Below are 20,930 nucleotides of genomic sequence, written 5' to 3'. Positions count from 1 at the left end.
AAGATTTTGCTGACAAAACAGCATTGATGCCCTAATGCTGAAACCATTGTTGGGAAAGTAACTCTCTAATTTAGATACATTTGCCCTGCAATAAGTCCTAAATAAACGCTATTGAATCAGAGGTAATCAGATTGGAAGTCACACCTGAAACTAGTAATTTCCCTTGAGTTATTCCAGTATTAAAATCGAAGAGAACACCATCAGGTGTATCGCTGATCCGACCTTGAGAAAACATCTGATTTAACCATTGTTCACTATTAAGCTTGCCCCAACCATCAAATACAATCTTATCGACACCAACCTCAAAATCTTGAATGATATCAAACTCACTTCTTAACAAGCTATCGCCACGGTTGAAAACAAATTTGTCATTACCTTCGCCACCAACCAAAATATCATTACCACAACCACCAATTAAAGTATCATTGTCCCAACCGCCATGAAGTTTATCATTACCGTCGCCCCCATATAGCCAATCATTACCTTGACCACCTTCGAGGATATCATTACCTTTCTTTCCATCCAGCCAATCATTACCTAAGCTGCCATAAATCTTATCTGCAAATTTGCTTCCTTTCAGCTTATCATTCTTAATCGTGCCATAAATAACGTCTTGTCCCAAGTTGTCAATTAAAGTGTCTCCCAAAAATTTAACTTCACTGACGTTAATTTCTACTATCGTTATGTTGGTACTTTTCTTAAACCTCTTGTGATAACGACCAATAGCATTCCCTGTTAGCGAGTCTTGTCCATTGTCACCATCAATATCAGAAGTTTTATCGCGATTAATGAGATTAACATTACGACTACCAGCGAGCCTCAAAGTAGCAATTTCTTTAGAGGAAACTAAGTTACCCTCAATACCAAAATAATCTAAGACTTTTGGCTTATTGGGATTTGTGGTATCTAGTACCAAGAAAGAGGTTTTTGATCTAGCTTGGTTATATTCAGCATCACGATTTTCAATTTCTTTAGCTGACAGTGATAAATCTGCGGAAAAATCGAAAGAGAAAGTTTGGTTAGCGCCAACGGCAAAACTAGCGACCACCTTTGTTTTGCTATTGGCACTTCCCGAAAAAGAACCATCTAACCCAATGCCATTACTATCAGTAAATAGTGTTGAAAAAGCCGGATCATTGTCAAAAAAAGTTGCTCCAGCTTCAGCAATAGCTAAAGTCACACCACCTTTAACTAATGTGTCAGTCTGAGCTTGAGTTAAAGTTCCTGAAGGACTTTGACTATAGTTGAAGAAAACAGCAGATCCTTGAGCGTTAGCAAAATTAGGGTTTGGGTTTGGATTTGTAGCAGTTGATTGTAAAAATATAGTTTCTGATGACATAAAACCTCTGCTTATCCTATTATGTGGGTTTTCTGTAATAGGCTACTACATTACCATGTTACAAATATTTGACTTCATCAAATTTTCACAGTTATCTTCGGTATTACTTAGCTCTCCAGACTTTAAAATTAATAATTTATATTTGCTTTATATAGCTGGATTTATAACTTAACAAAATTTAGTTGCTACTAAAGTTTAGTTAAAGAGACTATTGACTGGGGACTAAGGATTTTTTGACTTAGTTTTCACTCATCGAAATTCTGGGAGAAGCTTTGAATAAAGAACATATTTTTCACAATTTACTATTATCTAGTAAAGAGTACTACCAATAATTTTAGTAAGGAGTGCGATCGCCACGACTAGTTGACTTATAAGCTTGTAAATCAGAGCCTTTTAGCAAAAGAAACAGCCCTACTTTATTAAGAGGTAATCATCCAGGATAGAAGTAGTTTTCTTAGAGAGTAATTAGCTTTAACTAAATGTTATTGATTGAGAGTTAATCTGACTAGCACTCACACCTGAGATTAGTATTGTTTCTTGATTCAAGAGAGAATTTAATTTGAGGACAGCACCATTTTCAGTATCTATTATATTACCTAGTTTTAACCATAGGCTAGTATTAATGTAACCCCAATCATTGAATACAATCTTATCAATACCAACCTGGAAATCTTTAATAACATCAATGTCATTTCTAAGCAAGGTATCGTCACGTTTGAAAATAAATGTGTCATTACCATCACCACCAACTAAGACATCATTACCACTACCACCAATCAGGATATCATTGCCCAAACCGCCATAGAGTGAATCATTGCCATCGCCGCCATCTAGCCAATCATTACCTTGACCGGCATCGAGGTTATCATTACCATTTTTTCCATATAGCTTATCATTCCCCAAGCTGGCATAAATTTTGTCCGCACCACTGGTTCCTGTTAGATTATCGTTCCAAATCGTTCCATAGATAACATCTTTACCCAGATTGCCGATTAAAGTATCTCCTGCCAATTCAACGGCACTGATATTAATTTCGACTACAGTTATATTGGTATTGCTAGTAAAATTCCGCCGATAAGTCCCAATAGCAGTACCATTGAGGAAGTCAGTACCATTGTTGCCATTAATATCAGAACTTTTATCACGACTGTTAATCGTAATATTGCGACTATTACCAAGGATCAGATCGCCGATTTGATTAGAAGATATTAAGCTACCCTGGATGCCAAAATAATCTAAAAGTTTGGGCTTATTAATATCTGTGGTGTCTAACACTAAAAAAGTACTTTTAGACTGAGCTTTGTTATATTCAACTTTGGAATTTTCAATTTCTTTAGCCGTCAGTGCCAAATCTGCTGAAAAATCAAAAGAGAAGCTTTGATTAGCACCAACTGTAAAACTAGCAAGTACCTTTGTTTCACTGTCGGCACTACCTGTAAACTGGCCACTTAATCCAGTAATACTAGTATCAGTAAAGAGGGCTGAAAAAGTTAGATCATTGTTTAAAAAAATCGCTTGAGCTTCAGCAATAGCTAAAGCAACGCCACCTTGAACTAATGTGTCCGTCTGGGCAGTAGTCAAAATCGCTGAAGGACTCTGACTGTAATTGGAAAAAATAGTCCCCCCTTGAGCGGTAACAAAATTAGGGCTGGGATTAGGATCGGGATTTCGATAGTAATTGAGAGTGAGAGTGGAATCGACATCGAGATTGAGACTGGGAGTCAATAAGTCCGAAAGTGTAGCTAGTGTTGACATATAATTCTCTGTTTATCTTATTAATAAACAATTTAAAGTGTAAATATTTAGGGAGTAATTATTTTGTAGTTTTCGAGACGCGATAAATCGCCGTCTCTACAAATGTTTTGGTCTTATCTGAACTGTATTGATTTATCGAGGACTTGCTTCGCTTTTAATAGCACTTTTAAATAAGTTAATTGACTATTCCAAGCTGAACGTGGAAGCAGGGGTATTTTCTCTAAGTCTTCAGATGGTGATAAATCTAGGTCTGTTGTTTTTTCTGAATTTTCTGCCATGATTTATTGCCTCACTAGTGAGTAAGAAACTTCGGGTTGTTGCTGCCAACTTTCAGGCCACTGAATGCTGTCAGCGCTAAATCGTAATGGGTCGTTTGCTGGCAAAGGAGTGTTTATAGGCTCGACAATTAGCTCAAACTCACCATTATCAAAAGGTAGACCTTTAGCTTTCACCTTGGGAATTACACGCTCCCGCAGGTCTTGTGCCTCATGAACAAGAGCGCGATGATGGCAGTAAGGATTATTACCTCTCTTGTCAAAGAAGACATGGGCAGTCCAACTGCAACCCCCACGACAAAGCTCGGCGTATTCGCAGGTTTTACAGAAGCCCCACAGGTGTTTTGTACCTTCAGGTGTTCCTGCTCCCAGATTCAAGCGCAATTCGGCTGTATTTTCAATAATGTCACGCAGCGATCGCTCTCGAATATTACCACCTGTGTAAGCGGTAGTTGGCAACGAAGGACAACCTTTAATCGCTCCGTCAGCTTCTATTCCCAAAGTGGAGAGTCCTGCACCGCAACCTTGCCAAAATGAAAATTCATGCTCCTTACCCCGTCCCCGCAACAGCCGTTCATAAGGGCCGTAATAACCAATATTATTTCCCGCCTGGAGTTGTACACCTTCTTGGTAAGCACGCCCCGCAACACGGGCGATCATCGGATAGATATCCAACAGTTCATAGGGTTGGAGAAGGATGTCTGCGTTGTCGGCTGCATTCCCCATTGGCACGGTCAGCTGAATTTGCCAAGCACGGGCACCTGCATCACGAATGCACTCATAGATGCGCGGAAACTCTGGTGCTGACAAGCGGTTAATTTGAGTATTGCAACCGAAGGAAATACCTACTTCTCGTAGATGACTCATGGTTTTAAATGCATATTTCCAAGAGCCTTTTTTTCCCCGCAGACGATCATGAGTTGCTTCCAAGCCATCAATAGAAACAGAGACAGTCCGAATCCCTGCTTCTTTCATTTTCTGTGCAGTTTCTAACGAAATGCCATAACCGCCGGTAGTCATACCACATAGCATCCCTGCATCATTGATAGCTTTGGCAATCTCTAGCCAATCTGGACGCAGAAATGCCTCACCACCGATGAGAGTAACTTCTTTAATTCCAACTTCTGCCATTTGCTTGACAAGATCCAAAGCTTCCTCTGTGGAGAGTTCCTTGGTGCGTTCATGTCCGGCGCGGGAACCACAGTGACTACAAGCTAGATTGCATTTTAAGGTAATTTCCCAAACTGCGTAGCTTTTGCGATGATATGTCATAAGTTAACTCTCAATCTCGGTTTTAGAAGTTGACTTGAACCGACGGAAAATCAGGACTTAGAAAATTCTCAAAATAAATTTTTCCACAAGTCGTAAAAAGTCAGCTTGGAGGGCAAACTAATCACGGTTACAAAACCACTTTCAACAGCAGTATTTTGCAACAAGTTAGAGGATGTTTTCTCAATCACCGGATCACCATCAACTGCGACTGTTACAGTAGCTATAGCATTATCGCCAAATGCTCCAGCTACTCCTGTAGCATTTTCTGTAAAATCACCGGATGACCAAGATGTAGCACTACTATTTGCACTAACAAAAAGGTAACTTTCTGAACCGAAAGCGAATGCCTCAGATGTCACGCTCACTCCAGCAGAACCTAGAATCAACTCGTCTTTGGGAACACTCTCTAAATAGGGTAAATCAGCTATTTGCATACTTAGACAATGAACTTTTTTGACATTACTTTAAACTTTGCACCCTGAAATTTCATTCTTTGATTAGGCTATGCTAGTTCTTCTGGAATAACTACTCCATACATTGGTTGTAGAGGCGGATCAAGCGGGTCAATTATTATGCCATACATTGGCTGTGGGTCAATTGGCTTTGGTTTCGGCCATTGTGGATACTCTTCTTCGGGAGGCCAGTATATTACCCCATATAGTGGCTGGACAATTCTATCACTGATTCTTGTCAAGCCACCAAAAGCTCCTAACAATTCCTCTTCGCTGAGATCGTGAAATTCGCCTAGCTCTTTTAATTCTAATATTTGGATGGCGGCTGTTTCAAATTCTTTTTGAGAAAAGTTATAGCCACCATTTTCTAAAGCTTTTTTCACTTCTTCAGCTTTCTCGCTCATTAGTTGACTGCGGAAAGCTTCGTCTTTGACTATTCTGACAAGGAACTCTTTAACTTTCTCAAAAATTGCTAAGGACATATTTTTGCTGTCTCCTTTGATATCAGTTTGGGGGTGTAAAAGTCAGCTAGTATTTCCAGTAATCATCAAGTCTGCAAATATATAGAAGGATCTGCTGCTTGACGTAACTGCTCAGATGAAGAATAGTTATCTGTGATGATTTGCGGACATCGCATACAGGCTGCTTTACCTTCTTGCTGCCACCAGCGACAATCTCGGCGGATAGAACAAGGTGGTAGTTGCTCTACTACTGCGGGCAATTTCTCAACAATTCGCATTGCAAGACGACAGTCTTTGCCGTCAAAATGCTGACAACCCGATTCCGCGCAGGATGCGGCCGTGCGAAAAATTTCGGCAGGTGTAACTGGGCTAGCTTTTGCCATCACTTCATCTGTGATGGGTAGAGGCTGTTTGAGATAAGTTACACGAGGTGCTGCGATCGCTCCAGCAATTACGCCAAAGACAACACCATCCACAGATTCGGGTCTAGCACTTGGGCAAAGGGTAGTCTGAACAGTAGTAATGTCTTCCATGAATTGTCCCTCCACCGAAAGAGTATTTTAAAATTTGAAGGCTAAGAGTTAGGAAAGTTGATAGTTTTCGTCATCGGGTAATGCAATCAGCCCAACTACAATTGGTGGACAAATCCCCTTCACTGGAAGTTTAGTTGTTGGATAAACAACTGGTTCATCATCAGGTAATGCAATCAAACCAACTACAGTTGGTGGACAAAATAGATCAATTTTCTTCAAATCTGTATCTGTAATTTGCGAGGTTAAGCCACCCATAATCCCTGCGGATTCTTCTTCAGATAAACCTAACAAAGCCTCTTCTGTTTCTAATAGCTCTCTTCGTGTCACTGCATTAGTAACGGCATCAGCAATTAGATCATTTATTTCCATTTGTTGGTTGGCTTTTTTGCTTGTTTCCATTTTTTCCTCTTAATTTATGACTAAATGTTGTCTAAGTCCTATTGCAGATCCTTAATCTAGTTGAACCATTGGATAACTGGAACACCTCCACTAGTAGCTTGATTAAGAAATGTGAGATTAGCGTTAGTCTGATCTCGTAAAGTACCTGCGACTTCATTGATGGAGGTTCCAACTACAACTCCTATTAAATCAAGGAAAGATGGCGACGTACTAACAGCATTAGTCCCGAAAATATAAGTGTCTGTAGTTGAAGTAGTGGGGTTAGCTACATTCTGGATTCTGTAGATTAAGCCTTTTTGCACTTGAATCAAATCACCTGCATTAAAGTCTCTTGCAAAGATTCCAGCCGTACTGGTTTCCTGACCGATAATGGCAATGTCTGCACCAGTTGTACCACTGCCCAAGTAGTAAAATTCATTACTACCTCCCAGAATAAATCGATCATTATTGGTTCCGCCAGTTAAGACATCAACCTCTTGGAATCCTCGATTACCAAAACTACCGATAGTAATTGCAGAAGCATTTCTGCTACTAGCACCGACACCAATGAGGACATCATTGCCAGCACCGCCAACTAGGGTGTCATTGCCACCATTCCCAATTAAGAGGTTATTGCCAGCGTCGCCAGTTATCCTATCTGCGAAGGCAGAGCCAGTCACATTTTCAACGTTGGCGAGTGTATCCGTACCACTCAGTCCATCGCTAGCAGTTCCGGTTCCCAAATCAATGACAATACCCGCTGTACTGGAAGAATAATCTACTTGGTCGATACCAAGTCCGCCATCAATAATGTCATTACCAGCACCTCCATCAATGAAGTCATTGCCATCGCCGCCGTCAATAATGTCATCGCCAGCACCTCCAAGCAAGAGGTTGTTACCTGCATTGCCGGTGAGGGTGTCGTTGAAACTTGAACCTGCAACTTCTTCAATGCTAATTAGTGTGTCAGTACCACCAAGTCCATCGTTAGCTGTACCAGTGGCTAAGTCAACAATCACTCCCCCTAAACTGGAAGAATAATCTGCTCGGTCACTTCCAATACCACCATTTAAGGTATCGTTACCAGCGCCTCCCACAACGGTGTCATTGCCAGCACCTCCATCCAGGCTGTCATTACCAGACCCGCCACTGAGGAAGTTATTGGCTGTATTGCCGGTGAGGGTGTCGTTGAAACTTGAACCCGAAGCTTCTTCTATTTCGATTAGGGTATCAGTGCCGCCTAGTCCATCACTGGCTGTACCTGCTGTGAGGTCAACGTTGACTGCTGAGGTACTAGAGGCATAATCGACGCGATCGCTACCAGCACTACCAGTCAGCGTATCATTACCAGCACCACCATTCAGCGTATCATTGCCAGTGCCACCATTGAGCAAGTTAGCAGCAGCATTTCCAGTCAAATTGTCGTTGAAATTGGAACCAACTACGTTTTCTAGGTTGGACAACGTATCAGTATCATCGAATCCATCACTAGCGGTACCCGAACTCAAGTTAACGGTGACACCTGCAAAGCTGGAAGAATAATCAATTTGGTCAGTACCAGCACCACCATCAATGGTGTCATTACCAACCCCTCCCACAAAGAGGTTATTTGCAGTATTTCCGATCAGACTATCATTAAAGCTAGAACCAACGATTTCTTCAATATTGGTCAAGCTATCCGTTCCCCCAAACCCATCGCTAGCAGTACCAGTTGCCAAGTTAACGGTGACTCCTGCAATGCTGGAGGAATAATCAACCCGGTCAGTACCATCACCACCATCAATGGTGTCATTACCAGGCCCGCCGACGAAGACGTTATTTGCAGTATTTCCAGTCAGGTTATCGTTGAATGTGGAGCCGATGACATCTTCAATATTAATTAGGGTATCAGTACCAACACTTGACCCCCCGGTAGCAATGCCAGTCGTCAAGTTAACAACAACTGCCCCTGCACTGCCGGAATAATCCACACGGTCAGTACCAGCACCGCCATCAATGGAGTCATTGCCAGCCCCTCCAACAAAGACGTTATTCCCTGCATTACCAATTAAGGTGTCGTTGAAACTAGAACCAGTGACATCTTCAATGTTGAGCAGCGTATCGGTGCCACCCAAGCCATCAGTGGCGATGCCAGTGGTCAGATTAACAACAACTGCCCCTGTACTGGAAGAATAATTTACCCGGTCAGTACCAGCACCGCCATCAATGCTGTCATTGCCAGTCCCACCGATAAAGAAGTTATTGCCCGTATTGCCAATTAAGATATCGTTCAAAGCAGAACCGACAACTTCTTCAATGTTAAGTAGCCTATCACTGCCACCCAGCCCATCACTGGCGATACCAGTGGCAAGGTTAACGTTGACAGCTGCCGTACTGGAGGAATAATCTACCCGATCAAAACCGGCACCTCCATTGAGGGTGTCATTACCCGCTCCACCAATTAGAATATCGTTACCAGAACCTCCATCCAGACTGTCATTACCAGCGTTTCCGATGAGACGGTTATTGCCCGTATTGCCAATTAAGATATCGTTGAAAGCAGAACCAGCAGCATCTTCAATGTTGATCAATGTATCAGTAGTGCCAAATCCATCGCTAGCGCTACCAGTCGCTAAGTTGACATTGACTGCGGCTGTACTGGATAAATAATCCACTAAATCAGTACCACTGTTACCATTCAGGTTGTCAGCGCCAGCCCCACCAGCCAGAGTGTCATTACCAATATTGCCATCAAGGGAGTCATCCCCGATGCCGCCATCAAGGAGGTCATTATCTCCACCACCATCGAGGAAGTCATTACCATCCTCGCCGTAGAGCAGGTCACTCTGTCCATTACCCAAGATGGTATCTTGTCCTGCACCACCTCGCAGTGTATCTACGCCACCGCCATTAATGTCGCTACCACTGGCCCCTTGGATAAAGTCATTACCGTCACCGCCATCGATGAAATTACTGCCACTGACTCCTGAGAGGACATCATTGCCTGTCCCACCGCGAATCGTATCATTACCTTGGCCACCCTGAATGGTGTCATCGTCATCGCCACCGTCTAGACTGTCGTTGCCACTTCCTCCATCCAGGAAGTCATTACCCGTTCCGCCCAATAAGGTGTCACTACCACTATCAAGACCACCAAAGAGGAGATCATTACCAGCGCCACCATCTAAGGAATCGTTTCCTTGGTCGCCCTGAAGTAAATCATTTCCTCCTAACCCTAATAAAGTATCGTTACCAAAACTTCCGTAGAGCTGATCGTCTACAGCAGTTCCTTCAAGTAAGTTATTGCTACTATTTCCTCGTCTGAAAACCATAAATTTTATCTCCTTAATTTTTCACTTTAAATTTTTCGAGTTTTCCTATTAAGTTGAATTAATTGTCTTATCCAAATTTATAGTGACTTAGATTGGATAAGTTCTTAATGCTGAGTTTGGTAAATCTGTTCTAAATTCATGTTGGCTTCCCCATATTGAGGATTGAACTCTAAAGCTTTTTGAGAGCTACGCCTACGCTGCTTTTATCTCTCCTTGTTTTTGCAGTACCACCCCTAAGTTATAATGAGCTTCTACCAAATCTGGCTGTAGTGCGATCGCAGCTCGATAGTAAAGAGCAGCAGTTTTCCAATCAGCTGCTTGTTGGCGAGCAATGCCAAACTTATAGTTGAGTTGAGCATAGTAAGTTTGTTTCTCGATTGAAAGCTTTCCTTGGGCAAAAAGCGCATTTCCTAAATTGACATCTGCTTCTGTACAGTTGGGTTGAAATTCCAGAGCTTTTTGATAAGATGCGATCGCTTCTTCCCACTTACCTTGTTGTTGCAAGGTGTAGCCCAAATTGTTGTAAATTGTCCCCGCATCTGGTCGCAAAGCAATAGCTTTTTTGTAAGCTACTTCTGCTTCTGGCAATTGCCCTTGAGTTTGATGAAAATTGCCTAAACTAAACCAAATTTTTACAGAAGTAGGCTGAACTTGAGAAGCTACACTCAAGAATTTCTCTGCTTCCTCGAATGCACCTTTCTGTTGTTTCAGCATTCCTAACCCATATAATGCTTCTGCATAATCTGGCTGTTTGTCGATAATCTGACGATATAACTGTTCTGCTTCATCCAGGCGATTAGCTCGATGATGTTGAACTGCAACTTTAAAAGCTTCAGTAACATCTTTGGTGTCAAATTTTCTGGATTTATTAACCAGCTGCAAAATAAAATCTTCCAGCGCTCTGACTGGTTTTAAATCGCCATATAGTTTATGTTTGTTTTCTGCGACTTGCTGGGAGATATATTGACGATATTCAGCATTTTTCCCCAGCCGGATAGCGATTTTTACGTATTCTTCTTTATTGGAGGCGATCGTTTCTTCTATACCCATCATCTTCAAGATGGCCAGAGAATGTCGTCCCCGCATCAGTTCTCCTGGTAAAGTAACAACCGGAATATTGTGGGCAATAGATTCCAAAGTAGAGTTACATCCAGACCATCCAATACTATCCAAAAAGACATCAGCTAAGGCTGTAGTACCAGCAAAAGCCTGACTCTTCATCTGAGGCAAAAATAAACAGTGATTTTGGTAATTCAGCCCTAATTCTTCAAAAACACGGTTTAAACGCTGGCGAAATACTTCTGTAACTTCTTCACTCTCATGTTTAATAAATACAAACTTAGAATTCCCCAATTCCTTCGCAATTAGGGGGAACACATCATCATGATTGGGCAAGTATTTATACAAAGATTGGCAACACCAGAAGAGAATTTCATCTTCTTTTAAACCTATATCTGCCTTCGTAATTGCTTGCGGTTTAATTGTTAAAGGTGTATAATGAATAGATAAATTTGGTAGTTTAACTAGCTTTTCTGTATAGTGTTCTTGAGCATTTGCTGATTCCATTAAATCACTGCTCAAGTAATAGTCAATAGTTGGTAAACCACTAGTGTCAGGATGCCCCCAAGATGTCATTTGAATTGGTGCTAGTCTTAAGCAACCCATTTGTACAGTCATTGGGTCCATTCCAAATTCTGGAAAAATTAGGATGTGTAATTTATCTTCAGTTATAGCATCACACCATTGTTCAATTGAGCGAACGCCTTGAACAAATTTATCCAAAACTTTGGCGGCTCTGATTGTTGAATCATCTTTGGTTGTTCCAGTGTGATAACCAAATACTTCAAATTCACTTCTATCGAGATTTTCTACCCAACCCTTAATAGGGATTTTCCAATTAGAATGATTACAGAAAAATCTAGAGACAATACCAACCCGAACCTTTTCATTTTTATCTAAGTTCGGGAGAACCAATGGTTTGCTCCATTGGGTATAACGACTCGACATGATCTGACAAATCATTTGTCCATAAGTTCGCTGTAAATCTCGATCATTTAAACCTTGATATGCGAGATAAAAAGGCTGTAATGTGCCCACAGCTTCAGATGAATTTGCTCGTTCTTCTTGTTGAGTTAATTGATAGCTTTCAGCTAAGTTTTGCAAATGCTGTTGATACTGATTGCGGCTGAATTCAATTTCATCAACACTAGAATATATAATTGGTAGCTGGCTGATACAAATACCCAATTTAGCAGGAGCATAATTTGGGGCAATTTTTAAAGCTTGCTCAAATGCTCTGATTGCTGACTCTAATTTACCGTTTTGTCTGAAAACAGTTCCTAAATTGTAATGGATGATATTTATATCAGGCTGAAGTTTGATTGCTTCTTGATAAGATTCAATAGCAGCATCAAATTTGTTGAGTTTCTTCCAAATATTTCCCAAATTATTATGGGTTAATGCCAAATCTGGTTTAATATTTAACGCTTTTTTATAAGCTGCTATTGCTTGCTTCAGCTTACCTTTTTGTTGCAAAGTATGCCCTAAGTTGTGATAGGCATAAAAAGAGTCAGGTTGAATTTTTATTGCTTGTTGGTAAGACTTGATGGCATCATCGAAGCGTGCCTGTTTTTGAAGTACATCTCCTAAATTATTATGAGCTGATACTAAATCTGGCTGCAATGCAATAGCCTGCCGATAGTATAACTCTGCAATCCTCAAATCACCCGCGTTTTGTCTACCTAAAGCAAATTGCTGATTTAAGTCTGCATAGTAAATTTTTTCCTGCGATGACAGCTTTCCTTGGAGGTGGAGAGCATTACCGAGATTTGCTTGCACTTCTATGCAGTCGGGTAGAATTTCCAGTGCTTTTTGATAGCAAGCGATCGCATCCTCTAGCTTACCTTGCTGCTGTAAACTATACCCTAAGCTGTTGTGTACTGCCGCTACTTCTGGCTGTAATTGCAAGGTTGCTTGGAAAAATGATTCTGCATTTTGATATTCTTTTTGCTGTTGCGCCAGCATACCTAAGCCGTATAGTGCCTCCGCTTGTCTGGGATTTACCTCTATAATTTGACGATAAACCTGTTCGGCTTGGGTGAAGCGCTTGGCTTGGTAATGTTGAACAGCGAGTTCTAGAGACTCAGGAAGTGTAGTCATAACTTATACATCTGATATGTCTTTCTATTGCTACACCCACCAGGAACTTGAGTTTCTGTAACCTATAGCTGAAGTCGGTTTTAACCGATTAAAATTCTGATTTTTAGTATATTAAAAGGAATCATCCTCATCTAACCTTCGGGGGGTTTACGATCAGGACGCTGTTATAGGGAAACATCGCACACATAGCTACTACCCTAGAGTTTTAACTCAGGGCGGTCGAACTTTACATAACTATAGGTTGGGTTGAGGACTAAGCTTTGTAAAAATTTGTTGCTGAAACTATTATTTGAAATTAAACGGTGTAGTTTAAATGAATACCGAAAGCTCAAATGAGCAGAGAGCTTTCGGCATATTTATGAATCTAGTAGGCTTCCGAGCCAACTCTACTTGCAGGAGTTTATACTCCTTGTAAGTGGAGTTTAATTTTTAGTTAGTACCAGCTACGCTGAGTGAGTTAGAGGAAGCAACACCATCGTTTGTGAAGGTGAAAGCGAAGGTTTCAGCAAAGCTGTTGTTACCCAATGCGGTAGCGCCTGATTCAGCAGTAGCTAGGTTGCCGCTGATGTTAACATCAACATCTACGTTCTTGTCGATATTGAGGTCTTCATTGATATCAATATCGATGTCTACATCTTTGTCGATGTCGAAATCGCCATAACCGTAACCAAAGGTACCACCGATAACTTCTTCAGAGGTGATTTCCAAGTAGTTCAAGTCTGCAATAATCATTGATTTTCTCCTGAAATGATGTAAATCTTTTTAGCTTTTTTCGGCTAGCCAAGTTGTTTTTGGCTATGTACTAACTATAGTTGATTTACAGTGAAAGTCAATAGAATTTTGAAAGTTTTTTTAATTAGATTTACTTATAGAAAAAAGATAAATTTAGGTAATAACCATCATATTTAATAATTTGTTTTCTGCTCTAAAAAAGCACAGCAAAATATGGCACTGATCCATTTAATCAATACCAGCAAAAGCTTCCAGAAATTAAAGCAATTTCTAGACATGTCAATTCTGTAATGTAGAATTTTATTTTTCAAAGACCCAATCTAAAAAAAATAAACTAGATTTTTAGTGCAGCAAATAGGCGTTTCAAATATTTTGTATTTCTAAGAATCAACCCTAAAAAAGGGAGGTTTTCAGTCATAAAAATATTTGATACTTAATTAGCTATTGGGTGTTGGTCAATGACAGACTTAAACCTGCTCTAGTAATTCCTCCTGCGATCGCATATTTGCGTCCGAGTCTAGGCGAGTGACTATTCTCATAGCGTTGATTTGTTGCTTTAACCAACCAGCAAAGGATTCTGTAATGATTTTTTGGCGCAACTGTTCATCTAATTTGGGTTGAATGACTTCTTCCACCCAAATTAAATGCACTCCCTTGGGAGTCGTAATCGGTTTGAGAGCTTCTGGTGGTGCAGCAGCAAATACGGCGGCTGCAATCTCTGGACGAAAATCTTTTCGGTATCGGATTCCCTGGTATCCATAAGCACGGCGGACTTCTGGCTCTGAGATATATAGACGAGCAATTTCTGGAAAATTGACTTCGCCTTCTTCTAGAGCATAAAAAAGCTCTAAAGCCAAATCTCGATCCTCTAAGACGACTTCATAAGTAACAGCACTGACATAATCTAGTTGACGTTCATAAAAGTGCTTTTCGAGTTGAGCAGAAAATAAATGATTTGCTAACTTCCGCGAAAGGACGTTGTTGTAGGCTAATTCTTCAAACTCATTCACAGACAGGTGGTGTTTTTCTAGCCATGTCCAGGTTTCTTTAGCTCTAACAAGCTTCTTAGCAAACCGTAAGTCATCTCCTTCTTGCTGTAATTCTTCTGGTGTGACTGTAATTCCTAACTCTTGAGCGGTTTCGGCAATAATGCTTTGCGATGCTATTGCTTCCACTAGATCAGGTATCTGACAAGAGAGTTTGAGACTGTGAATGATATCTGAACTGGAAATGTTTAGATTATGGGGCATAACATGATATCTCCAATAATTAAGGGGATTGGGAATTGGGGATTAGAGAAACTCTTCCTCAATCCCGATCGCTCTGAACTAAATCTCTAAACCGCCTTTTTGCAGTTTCTTGAACGGATCTAGAACAAAGTCAATCACGCGCCGTTGACGAATGACGACATCAGCATTTGCTGTCTGACCGGCACCTAATGGGATACGTTTGTTGCCATTGTCGACATACTGCTGATCTAAGGTGATTTCTAGCTCATAGATTTCGACGTTCCCTTGGGGTGTTTGGCTCACTTTTGAGTCAGGAGAGATCCAAGTAACCTTCCCTGCGACAATGCCATATTCTTGGAAGGGATAGGCATCAAACTTGACCTTAACTGGCATTCCCACCTTCAAGAAACCACTATCTTGATTAGGCATACTTGCTCTAAGTACGAAGTCTGCATTTTGGGGTGCGACTTGGGCAATCCTTTGACCTGGTTGGACTACTGCTCCCGGTTTAGTGGTGGGTAATTCAAAAATCACCCCATTAATTGGCGATCGCACCACTCGTTGTTGCATTTGGAGTCTGATAGATAGAATCTGGCTCTTAGTCTGAGCAACTTCTGATTGCACTGCTGTTATTTGTGTCTGTATATCCTTGAGCTGTTCTTGATTTTTCATTACAGCCAGTTTCCCAGCTTGCATCACGCTTTTATAGCTACTTTCTTCTCCTTGCAGCCGGAGTTTTGCTTGTTCGATCTCAGACTCCAACGTATTGATAGTGACTTGATAACGATTTAACTCTCCTGCTAACTGCAACTGTGCTTGTTTTATATCTGATAAAGACTTGTTGTAGAGTCGTTTGCTTTCTTGTTCTTCTTTTTTGAGTTGATCAATTTGAGTGGCAGAAACTGCACCATCCTGAACGAGCTTACTAAAGCGTTCAACTTGCTTAGAATCTATACTCAAACGAGTTTTAGCCGATTGCTGATCGTTGCGAGTGGTGTAAATCTGCTGCTCTGCTTGCTTAACTAATGCTTGTTTTTCTAACTTTTGGAGGTTATAGCTATTTAGTTTGGCGTCAAGGTCTTGCTGTGCCTGGTTCACTTGAGCCATTTTTTCTAATTCTTGGGATTTACTTTGCTGCTCCAAAAGGCTAGTTGACATTAGGAGTTGATTTTTAAGCAGTTCCAGTTGCGATTGCCGATTTTGTAGCCCTTGCAATTTGCTCTGGATTTGTTGCAGATCCGTTTCTAGGACATCAGAATCGAGTTCCAGTAGAACCTGACCGGCTTTGACTGTATCTCCTTCTTTGACCCGAACCGCTTTGACACTGCCACCAGTTTGAGAGTCTAATTTTTGAGTTGCACCTTTAGGTTCTATCCGCCCTCTGGCAGTACCAGTTTCATCTACTCGCGATAGAGTTGCCCAAGGCAAAAATAGACCAGCAAATACTATCAGTAGATACAACAAACCACGAGTCCAAATTCGAGGTAAGGCATCTAGCAATTCTTCAGTACCGTAGTACAAGTCTTGACTGTTACTTTCTGCCTCTGTCTCGTCGTTAACTTCTACAGGTTTCTCTTGCTGTGTGTAACTTTGATACTCATCCCGCTCATCTTGGGGAAGTGGGGATGATCTATTGGGATATGGCATAGTTTTATTTCCAATAAAGGTAGATGGAGTGAAAAAACAAAGTAGTCCCAAATCCTCAGTTCCTAGACTCAACCGGTTTGAGCAAGCTGTTGGTGATTCAGGTAGTAGTAATGACCTTTTTTGGCGATTAATTCGTCGTGAGTACCGCTTTCTACCAAAACGCCCTGGTCTAAAACTAAGATTAAGTCAGCGTTGCGGACTGTAGAGAGACGATGGGCAATGATTACACTTGTGCGTCCTTGAAGAATTGTTTTCAGGTTGTTTTGAATAATTCGTTCTGATTCGGAATCTAGGTGGCTGGTGGCTTCATCAAACAGCAATAACCGAGGATTTCCGAGCAACGCACGGGCGATCGCTACGCGTTGGCGCTGTCCTCCAGAGAGCATACCGCCGCCTTCACCAATTTGGGATTCATAACCCATTGGTAGTTTTTGAATAAATTCATCGGCTCCGGCATATTTTGCCGCTTGGATAATTTCTTCTAAAGAGGCATCTGGATGAGCGATCGCAATGTTTTCGCGAATAGTCCCACCAAAGAGAAAAGTATCTTGGTCTACAACGCCGATTTGAGAACGGAGCGATCGCAAGGCAACAGCAGTGATGTCATGATCATCAATCAATACTTTGCCATCTGTTGGTGGATATAAACCCAAAATCAACTTACTGAGGGTTGTTTTTCCAGAACCACTGCGCCCCACCACTGCAACCATCTGTTCTGGCTGAATTTCAAAGTTGAGATTTTCTAGTACGTTAATCTCACTTTCTGGGTGATAACGAAAGGTGACATTCTGAAAGCGAATGTTACCGTGCAGCTTACCCAAAGTCTTGCGGGGCTTAGTTTCTAAGTCTTCTTCTGGTTCCGCCTCCAACACGTCATTAATGCGTTCAGTGGAAATCACAATTTCCTGTAATTGATTCCACAACATAGACAGCCGTTGGAAAGGACTCAAGACGTTACCCACCAACATATTGAAAGCAACTAATTGTCCAATAGTCAGGTCGCCATTAATTACCTGGGTTGCTCCATACCATAGCAATGCAGTATTGACAAAAGTTTGGATGACGCCACTAATAATTTGCAGGCGATTACCAATTATTTGAGCATTAAAGCCTTTTTTGACCAAATCATTCAGCAGTTCCTCCCAACGCCAGCGCACGGTCTGTTCAATTGCCAATGATCGGACGGTACGAATTCCGCTGAGGGATTCAATGAGATAGCTTTTTTCTTGAGTACCAGCAGTAAAAATCTCTCTGGACATCCGGCGCAAAATACTTGTGCTAGCCAGCGCCAAGATAAAAAATGGCGGTACTGTACACAATACAAATAATGACATTCGCCAGCTATAGGAAAACATCAAGCTCAGATAAACCACCAATGTCAGCATATCCAGCAAGATGGAGAGTGTCTGACCAGTGAGAAAGCGCTGAATTTTTTGGTTTTCTTGGATGCGCGAGATGATATCCCCAACAAAACGCGACTCGAAATAGGAAAGGGGCAAGCGGTAGGTATGTTTGATAAAACCTACGAGTAAGGAGACGCTAATGCGGTTAGCAGTATGAAATAGAAGATATTGCCGTAGAGCATTGACAGCGACACCAAACAACCCAAAAATAATCATCCCCAAACCAATGGCGTTTAAGGTTGTAACGCTACGCTGCACAAGTACCCTATCGAGCAAAAGCTGTGTGAATACTGGCGTTACCAATCCAAATAATTGAATTAATACCGAAGCTATAAAGATTTCTACTAGTGCCCGATGGTGAGGTTTAATTAAGTCAAAAAACTTCCAAAAACTGATACTTTCGTCTTTAGCATCTTTTAAGAGAGCTGTAGGTTGCAGTAATAATGCATAACCACTCCAACCTGCTTGAAATTCAGCTTTTGTCAGACTGCGTTGACCAAGACCAGGGTCACATACAATCACCCGCTTTTTGGTGATTTCATAGACGACAATAAAGTGTTTGCCTTCCCAGTGAGCAATTGCAGGTAAAGGTTGTTCTGCCAATTTATCAAGAGTCGCTTTCACCGGACGGGTGGAAAAACCCAGGTTTTCTGCTGTTGCTGCCATAGCCTTTAGGGATGCACCACTGCGGCTAACGTTGGTCATATCCCGGAGGCGATTGATACTAAAATGCTTGCCCCAATACTTACCAACCATCACCAAGCAAGCAGAGCCGCAATCGGCTGCGCTTTGTTGGGCATAAAAGGGATAGCTCTTAGTGAGGCGTTTCCACCAATGCCCCACTTGCACCTTTGGACTAGGAAAATAAAAATTTGATTTTTTTGGCTGTTGTTGTGATTGCTTCTCTCGTTGGGGAAAAGGAATAATTTTAGATTTTGGAGATTGGGAAGTTTTTTCCCTAGCTCCCAGTCCCAAGTCGCCAGTTCCCAGCCCCCAGTCCCCAGTTCCCAGTCCCCAGTTTCCTAACTCCGGGAAGTATTGTAGTGCTGTTTGCCTCTGGTCGTTTTTCAGAGTGTAAGCAATCGTTGGTTGCGTTGCTTGCCAATCACCTTGTTCTGGTTGTGCAAAGATAGTGCCTGGTGTCAAAGAATGGCCTTGAGAATGCCGCAGTTGACCTCTATACAATAGCCACAATTGCGAATCTTGGGATATTTGGGGACTTACAGAGCCAGGATCTAGTTGGTGTCGCTCAAAGAGAGATAAGGCTTTGAGCATCCCTGGAACTTGTGATGTATGACCCGGAAATTGTGAGGTTTGGCGACATAACAACAGCAGATCCCAAAGTTCTGCACGGGCAAATAGGCGATCGCGAATGCTGGGATACTTCTCTATTAATATTTGCAATGCCTCTTGCCTAAAATAGCCAAGTTTTAGGTTGGTTGAAGCTCTGACTACATAAGGACTAAAGTTAGCTTCGTGAAACAGAGTCAATTCGCCAAAACAAGACCATGCATCAAAGGTAGTGATTAAATTCTCAGAGCTATCCAACAGTCTGACTTTACCTGTGAGGATAATGTAGATACCAGGATTCGTCTGTGCAGATTGCCAGAACTGCTTTGCTACTGGTGGCTCCACAATCTCCATTTCTACCAGGAAGTTTTGTAATTCTTTTTCTGAAAGCTTTGCACCCAAGGTGTACAACAGCTTTTCACCCAGATGTTGCTCATAAAGCACTGGTGGCATTTTCTCGTCTCCGCAACAGAATTTAGTTATCAGCCTGAATCAGATACAAAAGTTAATAAAAAATATTTTTGAATGCCGTAATTTCACTGAGGAAACCCTAAACCTCCTTAAAGTAATGTTGGGAGGAAAGAGCAAGGTAAAAACCTTCTCTTAAATACAAGGTATTTTGTTTGGTGGACAGCCTTGCTCGTTGCACCAAGCCAAGTATTGATGTGATCAATAGTTGATGTGAATGCCCAAGAATTGAGCTAAAGCTTTGTTTAGCTAGACTTAGGCAAACATCACCTAATTGCATCAACAGACTCGACACCCTTATGGTTCGCTCATTTTGACAATCAGCGGCGTCTGTAATTGATGATTAAGAGGATTTATCTTCAGATCAAAATTTGGTAGATACAGCGATGGTTATGGAAATTATTCCAGTTATCAATCACCAACTGTCAAAATTTTTTCCAGATATTGACTGCCAAGAGTTTGTCCTGGCTGAAGATTATTTTTCAGGCTCTTGAACAAGACCTAACTCGGAAATAGCCTTAAAATAAAGATTTCAGGCATTCCTAATTTTCTAACAGCCTTGTCTTGACTAAAATGGTGTGACATAATTGTATAAATTGCATTGAGTCGTAAATTATGGGCAAAGTTAATCCATTGCAGTTGTGTGATCAAAGCCTGACAGCAAAAAGACCACAACTACATATCTGGTTAGCCTTGTAGGGTTAATCAGAGATTTACACAATGTGCAATTAGTGCCCGGTGTTATTCCCCTAGGGTTTTGCGAGTCTAGGGGAGAGTCTCCGGGATAGCCTCAGTTTCAAGGGTGCAACCTCAACCACTCACTGAAAAGCTAGCTTTGGGTAGGCTACAGGAATTTAGAGGACTATAAAAATTCTAAAGCACATCATAATTTTTAGAGATTTTACTAATCAGGGAAAATCTCACTTAAACAAGTATTGTTTAAGTTGGCTTGCAAGATTCTACAGCGAATCTTTTGGCAGCCATGTCTATTATCTTTAGGGGAACATCTAGCAAGTCATTCAAGTTTATATCATACCTCCGGTAGTGTCATAAATGCAAGTGATTAAAAAAGATATTCAAACATCATATTGACATCACTAGACATCATTAGTCTACACCGATCAACTTGGAATTGGAAGAATTTAGGACTTTCTTAATGTATTTTTTTTTAAAATCATCTAGTAGATAGTCTTTAACAGAAAAAATATATTTACAACCATTGATAT

At 41.2% G+C, this 20,930-nt stretch carries 14 protein-coding genes; all 14 read right to left on the bottom strand.

The window, feature by feature from the left end; all coding sequences use genetic code 11:
- Window positions 1-97: 97 nt before the first annotated feature.
- Window positions 98-1,339, bottom strand: a complete 1,242-nt coding sequence (locus ABF638_RS03660) for a calcium-binding protein (RefSeq protein ID WP_435020367.1) — start codon at window positions 1,337-1,339, stop codon at window positions 98-100.
- A 471-nt stretch (window positions 1,340-1,810) separates the two neighbouring features.
- Window positions 1,811-3,094 (bottom strand): calcium-binding protein, encoded by a 1,284-nt coding sequence (locus ABF638_RS03655; protein ID WP_435020365.1) that lies wholly within the window; start codon window positions 3,092-3,094, stop codon window positions 1,811-1,813.
- Window positions 3,095-3,207: 113 nt separating this feature from the next.
- Window positions 3,208-3,372, bottom strand: a complete 165-nt coding sequence (locus tag ABF638_RS03650; protein WP_176726972.1) for a hypothetical protein — start codon at window positions 3,370-3,372, stop codon at window positions 3,208-3,210.
- A 3-nt stretch (window positions 3,373-3,375) separates the two neighbouring features.
- On the bottom strand, window positions 3,376-4,641 hold the full coding sequence (locus ABF638_RS03645; protein ID WP_435020363.1) for a nif11-class peptide radical SAM maturase 3: 1,266 nt from the start codon (window positions 4,639-4,641) through the stop codon (window positions 3,376-3,378).
- A gap of 68 nt (window positions 4,642-4,709) precedes the next feature.
- Entirely contained in the window at window positions 4,710-5,075 is a 366-nt protein-coding gene (locus tag ABF638_RS03640; RefSeq protein WP_435020361.1) for a hypothetical protein, read from the bottom strand.
- A 68-nt stretch (window positions 5,076-5,143) separates the two neighbouring features.
- Entirely contained in the window at window positions 5,144-5,575 is a 432-nt protein-coding gene (locus tag ABF638_RS03635; protein WP_435020359.1) for a Nif11-like leader peptide family RiPP precursor, read from the bottom strand.
- Window positions 5,576-5,640: 65 nt separating this feature from the next.
- Entirely contained in the window at window positions 5,641-6,087 is a 447-nt protein-coding gene (locus ABF638_RS03630) for a nitrogen fixation protein (protein ID WP_435020357.1), read from the bottom strand.
- Between the two features lie 48 nt (window positions 6,088-6,135).
- Entirely contained in the window at window positions 6,136-6,486 is a 351-nt protein-coding gene (locus tag ABF638_RS03625; RefSeq protein WP_435020355.1) for a hypothetical protein, read from the bottom strand.
- A 56-nt stretch (window positions 6,487-6,542) separates the two neighbouring features.
- On the bottom strand, window positions 6,543-9,776 hold the full coding sequence (locus tag ABF638_RS03620; protein ID WP_435020353.1) for a beta strand repeat-containing protein: 3,234 nt from the start codon (window positions 9,774-9,776) through the stop codon (window positions 6,543-6,545).
- Window positions 9,777-9,968: 192 nt separating this feature from the next.
- A complete protein-coding gene (locus ABF638_RS03615; protein WP_435020351.1) occupies window positions 9,969-12,935 on the bottom strand; it encodes a tetratricopeptide repeat protein in 2,967 nt (988 codons plus the stop codon).
- Between the two features lie 429 nt (window positions 12,936-13,364).
- Window positions 13,365-13,667: a hypothetical protein gene (locus ABF638_RS03610; protein WP_435020349.1), complete on the bottom strand. Its 303-nt coding sequence runs from the start codon at window positions 13,665-13,667 to the stop codon at window positions 13,365-13,367.
- Between the two features lie 467 nt (window positions 13,668-14,134).
- Window positions 14,135-14,917, bottom strand: coding sequence for a peptidylprolyl isomerase (locus ABF638_RS03605; protein WP_435020347.1), 783 nt, complete (start codon window positions 14,915-14,917; stop codon window positions 14,135-14,137).
- A gap of 78 nt (window positions 14,918-14,995) precedes the next feature.
- Entirely contained in the window at window positions 14,996-16,543 is a 1,548-nt protein-coding gene (locus ABF638_RS03600; RefSeq protein ID WP_435020345.1) for an HlyD family efflux transporter periplasmic adaptor subunit, read from the bottom strand.
- Window positions 16,544-16,611: 68 nt separating this feature from the next.
- Complete coding sequence (locus tag ABF638_RS03595) at window positions 16,612-19,689, bottom strand: peptidase domain-containing ABC transporter (protein ID WP_435020343.1); 3,078 nt, start codon at window positions 19,687-19,689, stop codon at window positions 16,612-16,614.
- Window positions 19,690-20,930: the final 1,241 nt, after the last annotated feature.

Origin of the sequence: Nostoc sp. CALU 1950 (genome assembly GCF_051172895.1) — a bacterium.
Taxonomy (GTDB): domain Bacteria; phylum Cyanobacteriota; class Cyanobacteriia; order Cyanobacteriales; family Nostocaceae; genus Nostoc; species Nostoc edaphicum_A.
The sequence above is the reverse complement of the archived record's forward strand: the minus strand, read 5'-3'. Positions and strand labels throughout refer to the sequence as shown.

Coding starts and splice junctions, on each gene's coding strand:
- ABF638_RS03635 (WP_435020359.1), bottom strand. CDS start 5,575: ATGTCCTTAGCAATTTTTGAGAAAGTTAAAGAGTTCCTTGTCAGAATA.
- ABF638_RS03620 (WP_435020353.1), bottom strand. CDS start 9,776: ATGGTTTTCAGACGAGGAAATAGTAGCAATAACTTACTTGAAGGAACT.
- ABF638_RS03600 (WP_435020345.1), bottom strand. CDS start 16,543: ATGCCATATCCCAATAGATCATCCCCACTTCCCCAAGATGAGCGGGAT.
- ABF638_RS03630 (WP_435020357.1), bottom strand. CDS start 6,087: ATGGAAGACATTACTACTGTTCAGACTACCCTTTGCCCAAGTGCTAGA.
- ABF638_RS03655 (WP_435020365.1), bottom strand. CDS start 3,094: ATGTCAACACTAGCTACACTTTCGGACTTATTGACTCCCAGTCTCAAT.
- ABF638_RS03660 (WP_435020367.1), bottom strand. CDS start 1,339: ATGTCATCAGAAACTATATTTTTACAATCAACTGCTACAAATCCAAAC.
- ABF638_RS03595 (WP_435020343.1), bottom strand. CDS start 19,689: ATGCCACCAGTGCTTTATGAGCAACATCTGGGTGAAAAGCTGTTGTAC.
- ABF638_RS03615 (WP_435020351.1), bottom strand. CDS start 12,935: ATGACTACACTTCCTGAGTCTCTAGAACTCGCTGTTCAACATTACCAA.
- ABF638_RS03610 (WP_435020349.1), bottom strand. CDS start 13,667: ATGATTATTGCAGACTTGAACTACTTGGAAATCACCTCTGAAGAAGTT.
- ABF638_RS03650 (WP_176726972.1), bottom strand. CDS start 3,372: ATGGCAGAAAATTCAGAAAAAACAACAGACCTAGATTTATCACCATCT.
- ABF638_RS03645 (WP_435020363.1), bottom strand. CDS start 4,641: ATGACATATCATCGCAAAAGCTACGCAGTTTGGGAAATTACCTTAAAA.
- ABF638_RS03640 (WP_435020361.1), bottom strand. CDS start 5,075: ATGCAAATAGCTGATTTACCCTATTTAGAGAGTGTTCCCAAAGACGAG.
- ABF638_RS03625 (WP_435020355.1), bottom strand. CDS start 6,486: ATGGAAACAAGCAAAAAAGCCAACCAACAAATGGAAATAAATGATCTA.
- ABF638_RS03605 (WP_435020347.1), bottom strand. CDS start 14,917: ATGCCCCATAATCTAAACATTTCCAGTTCAGATATCATTCACAGTCTC.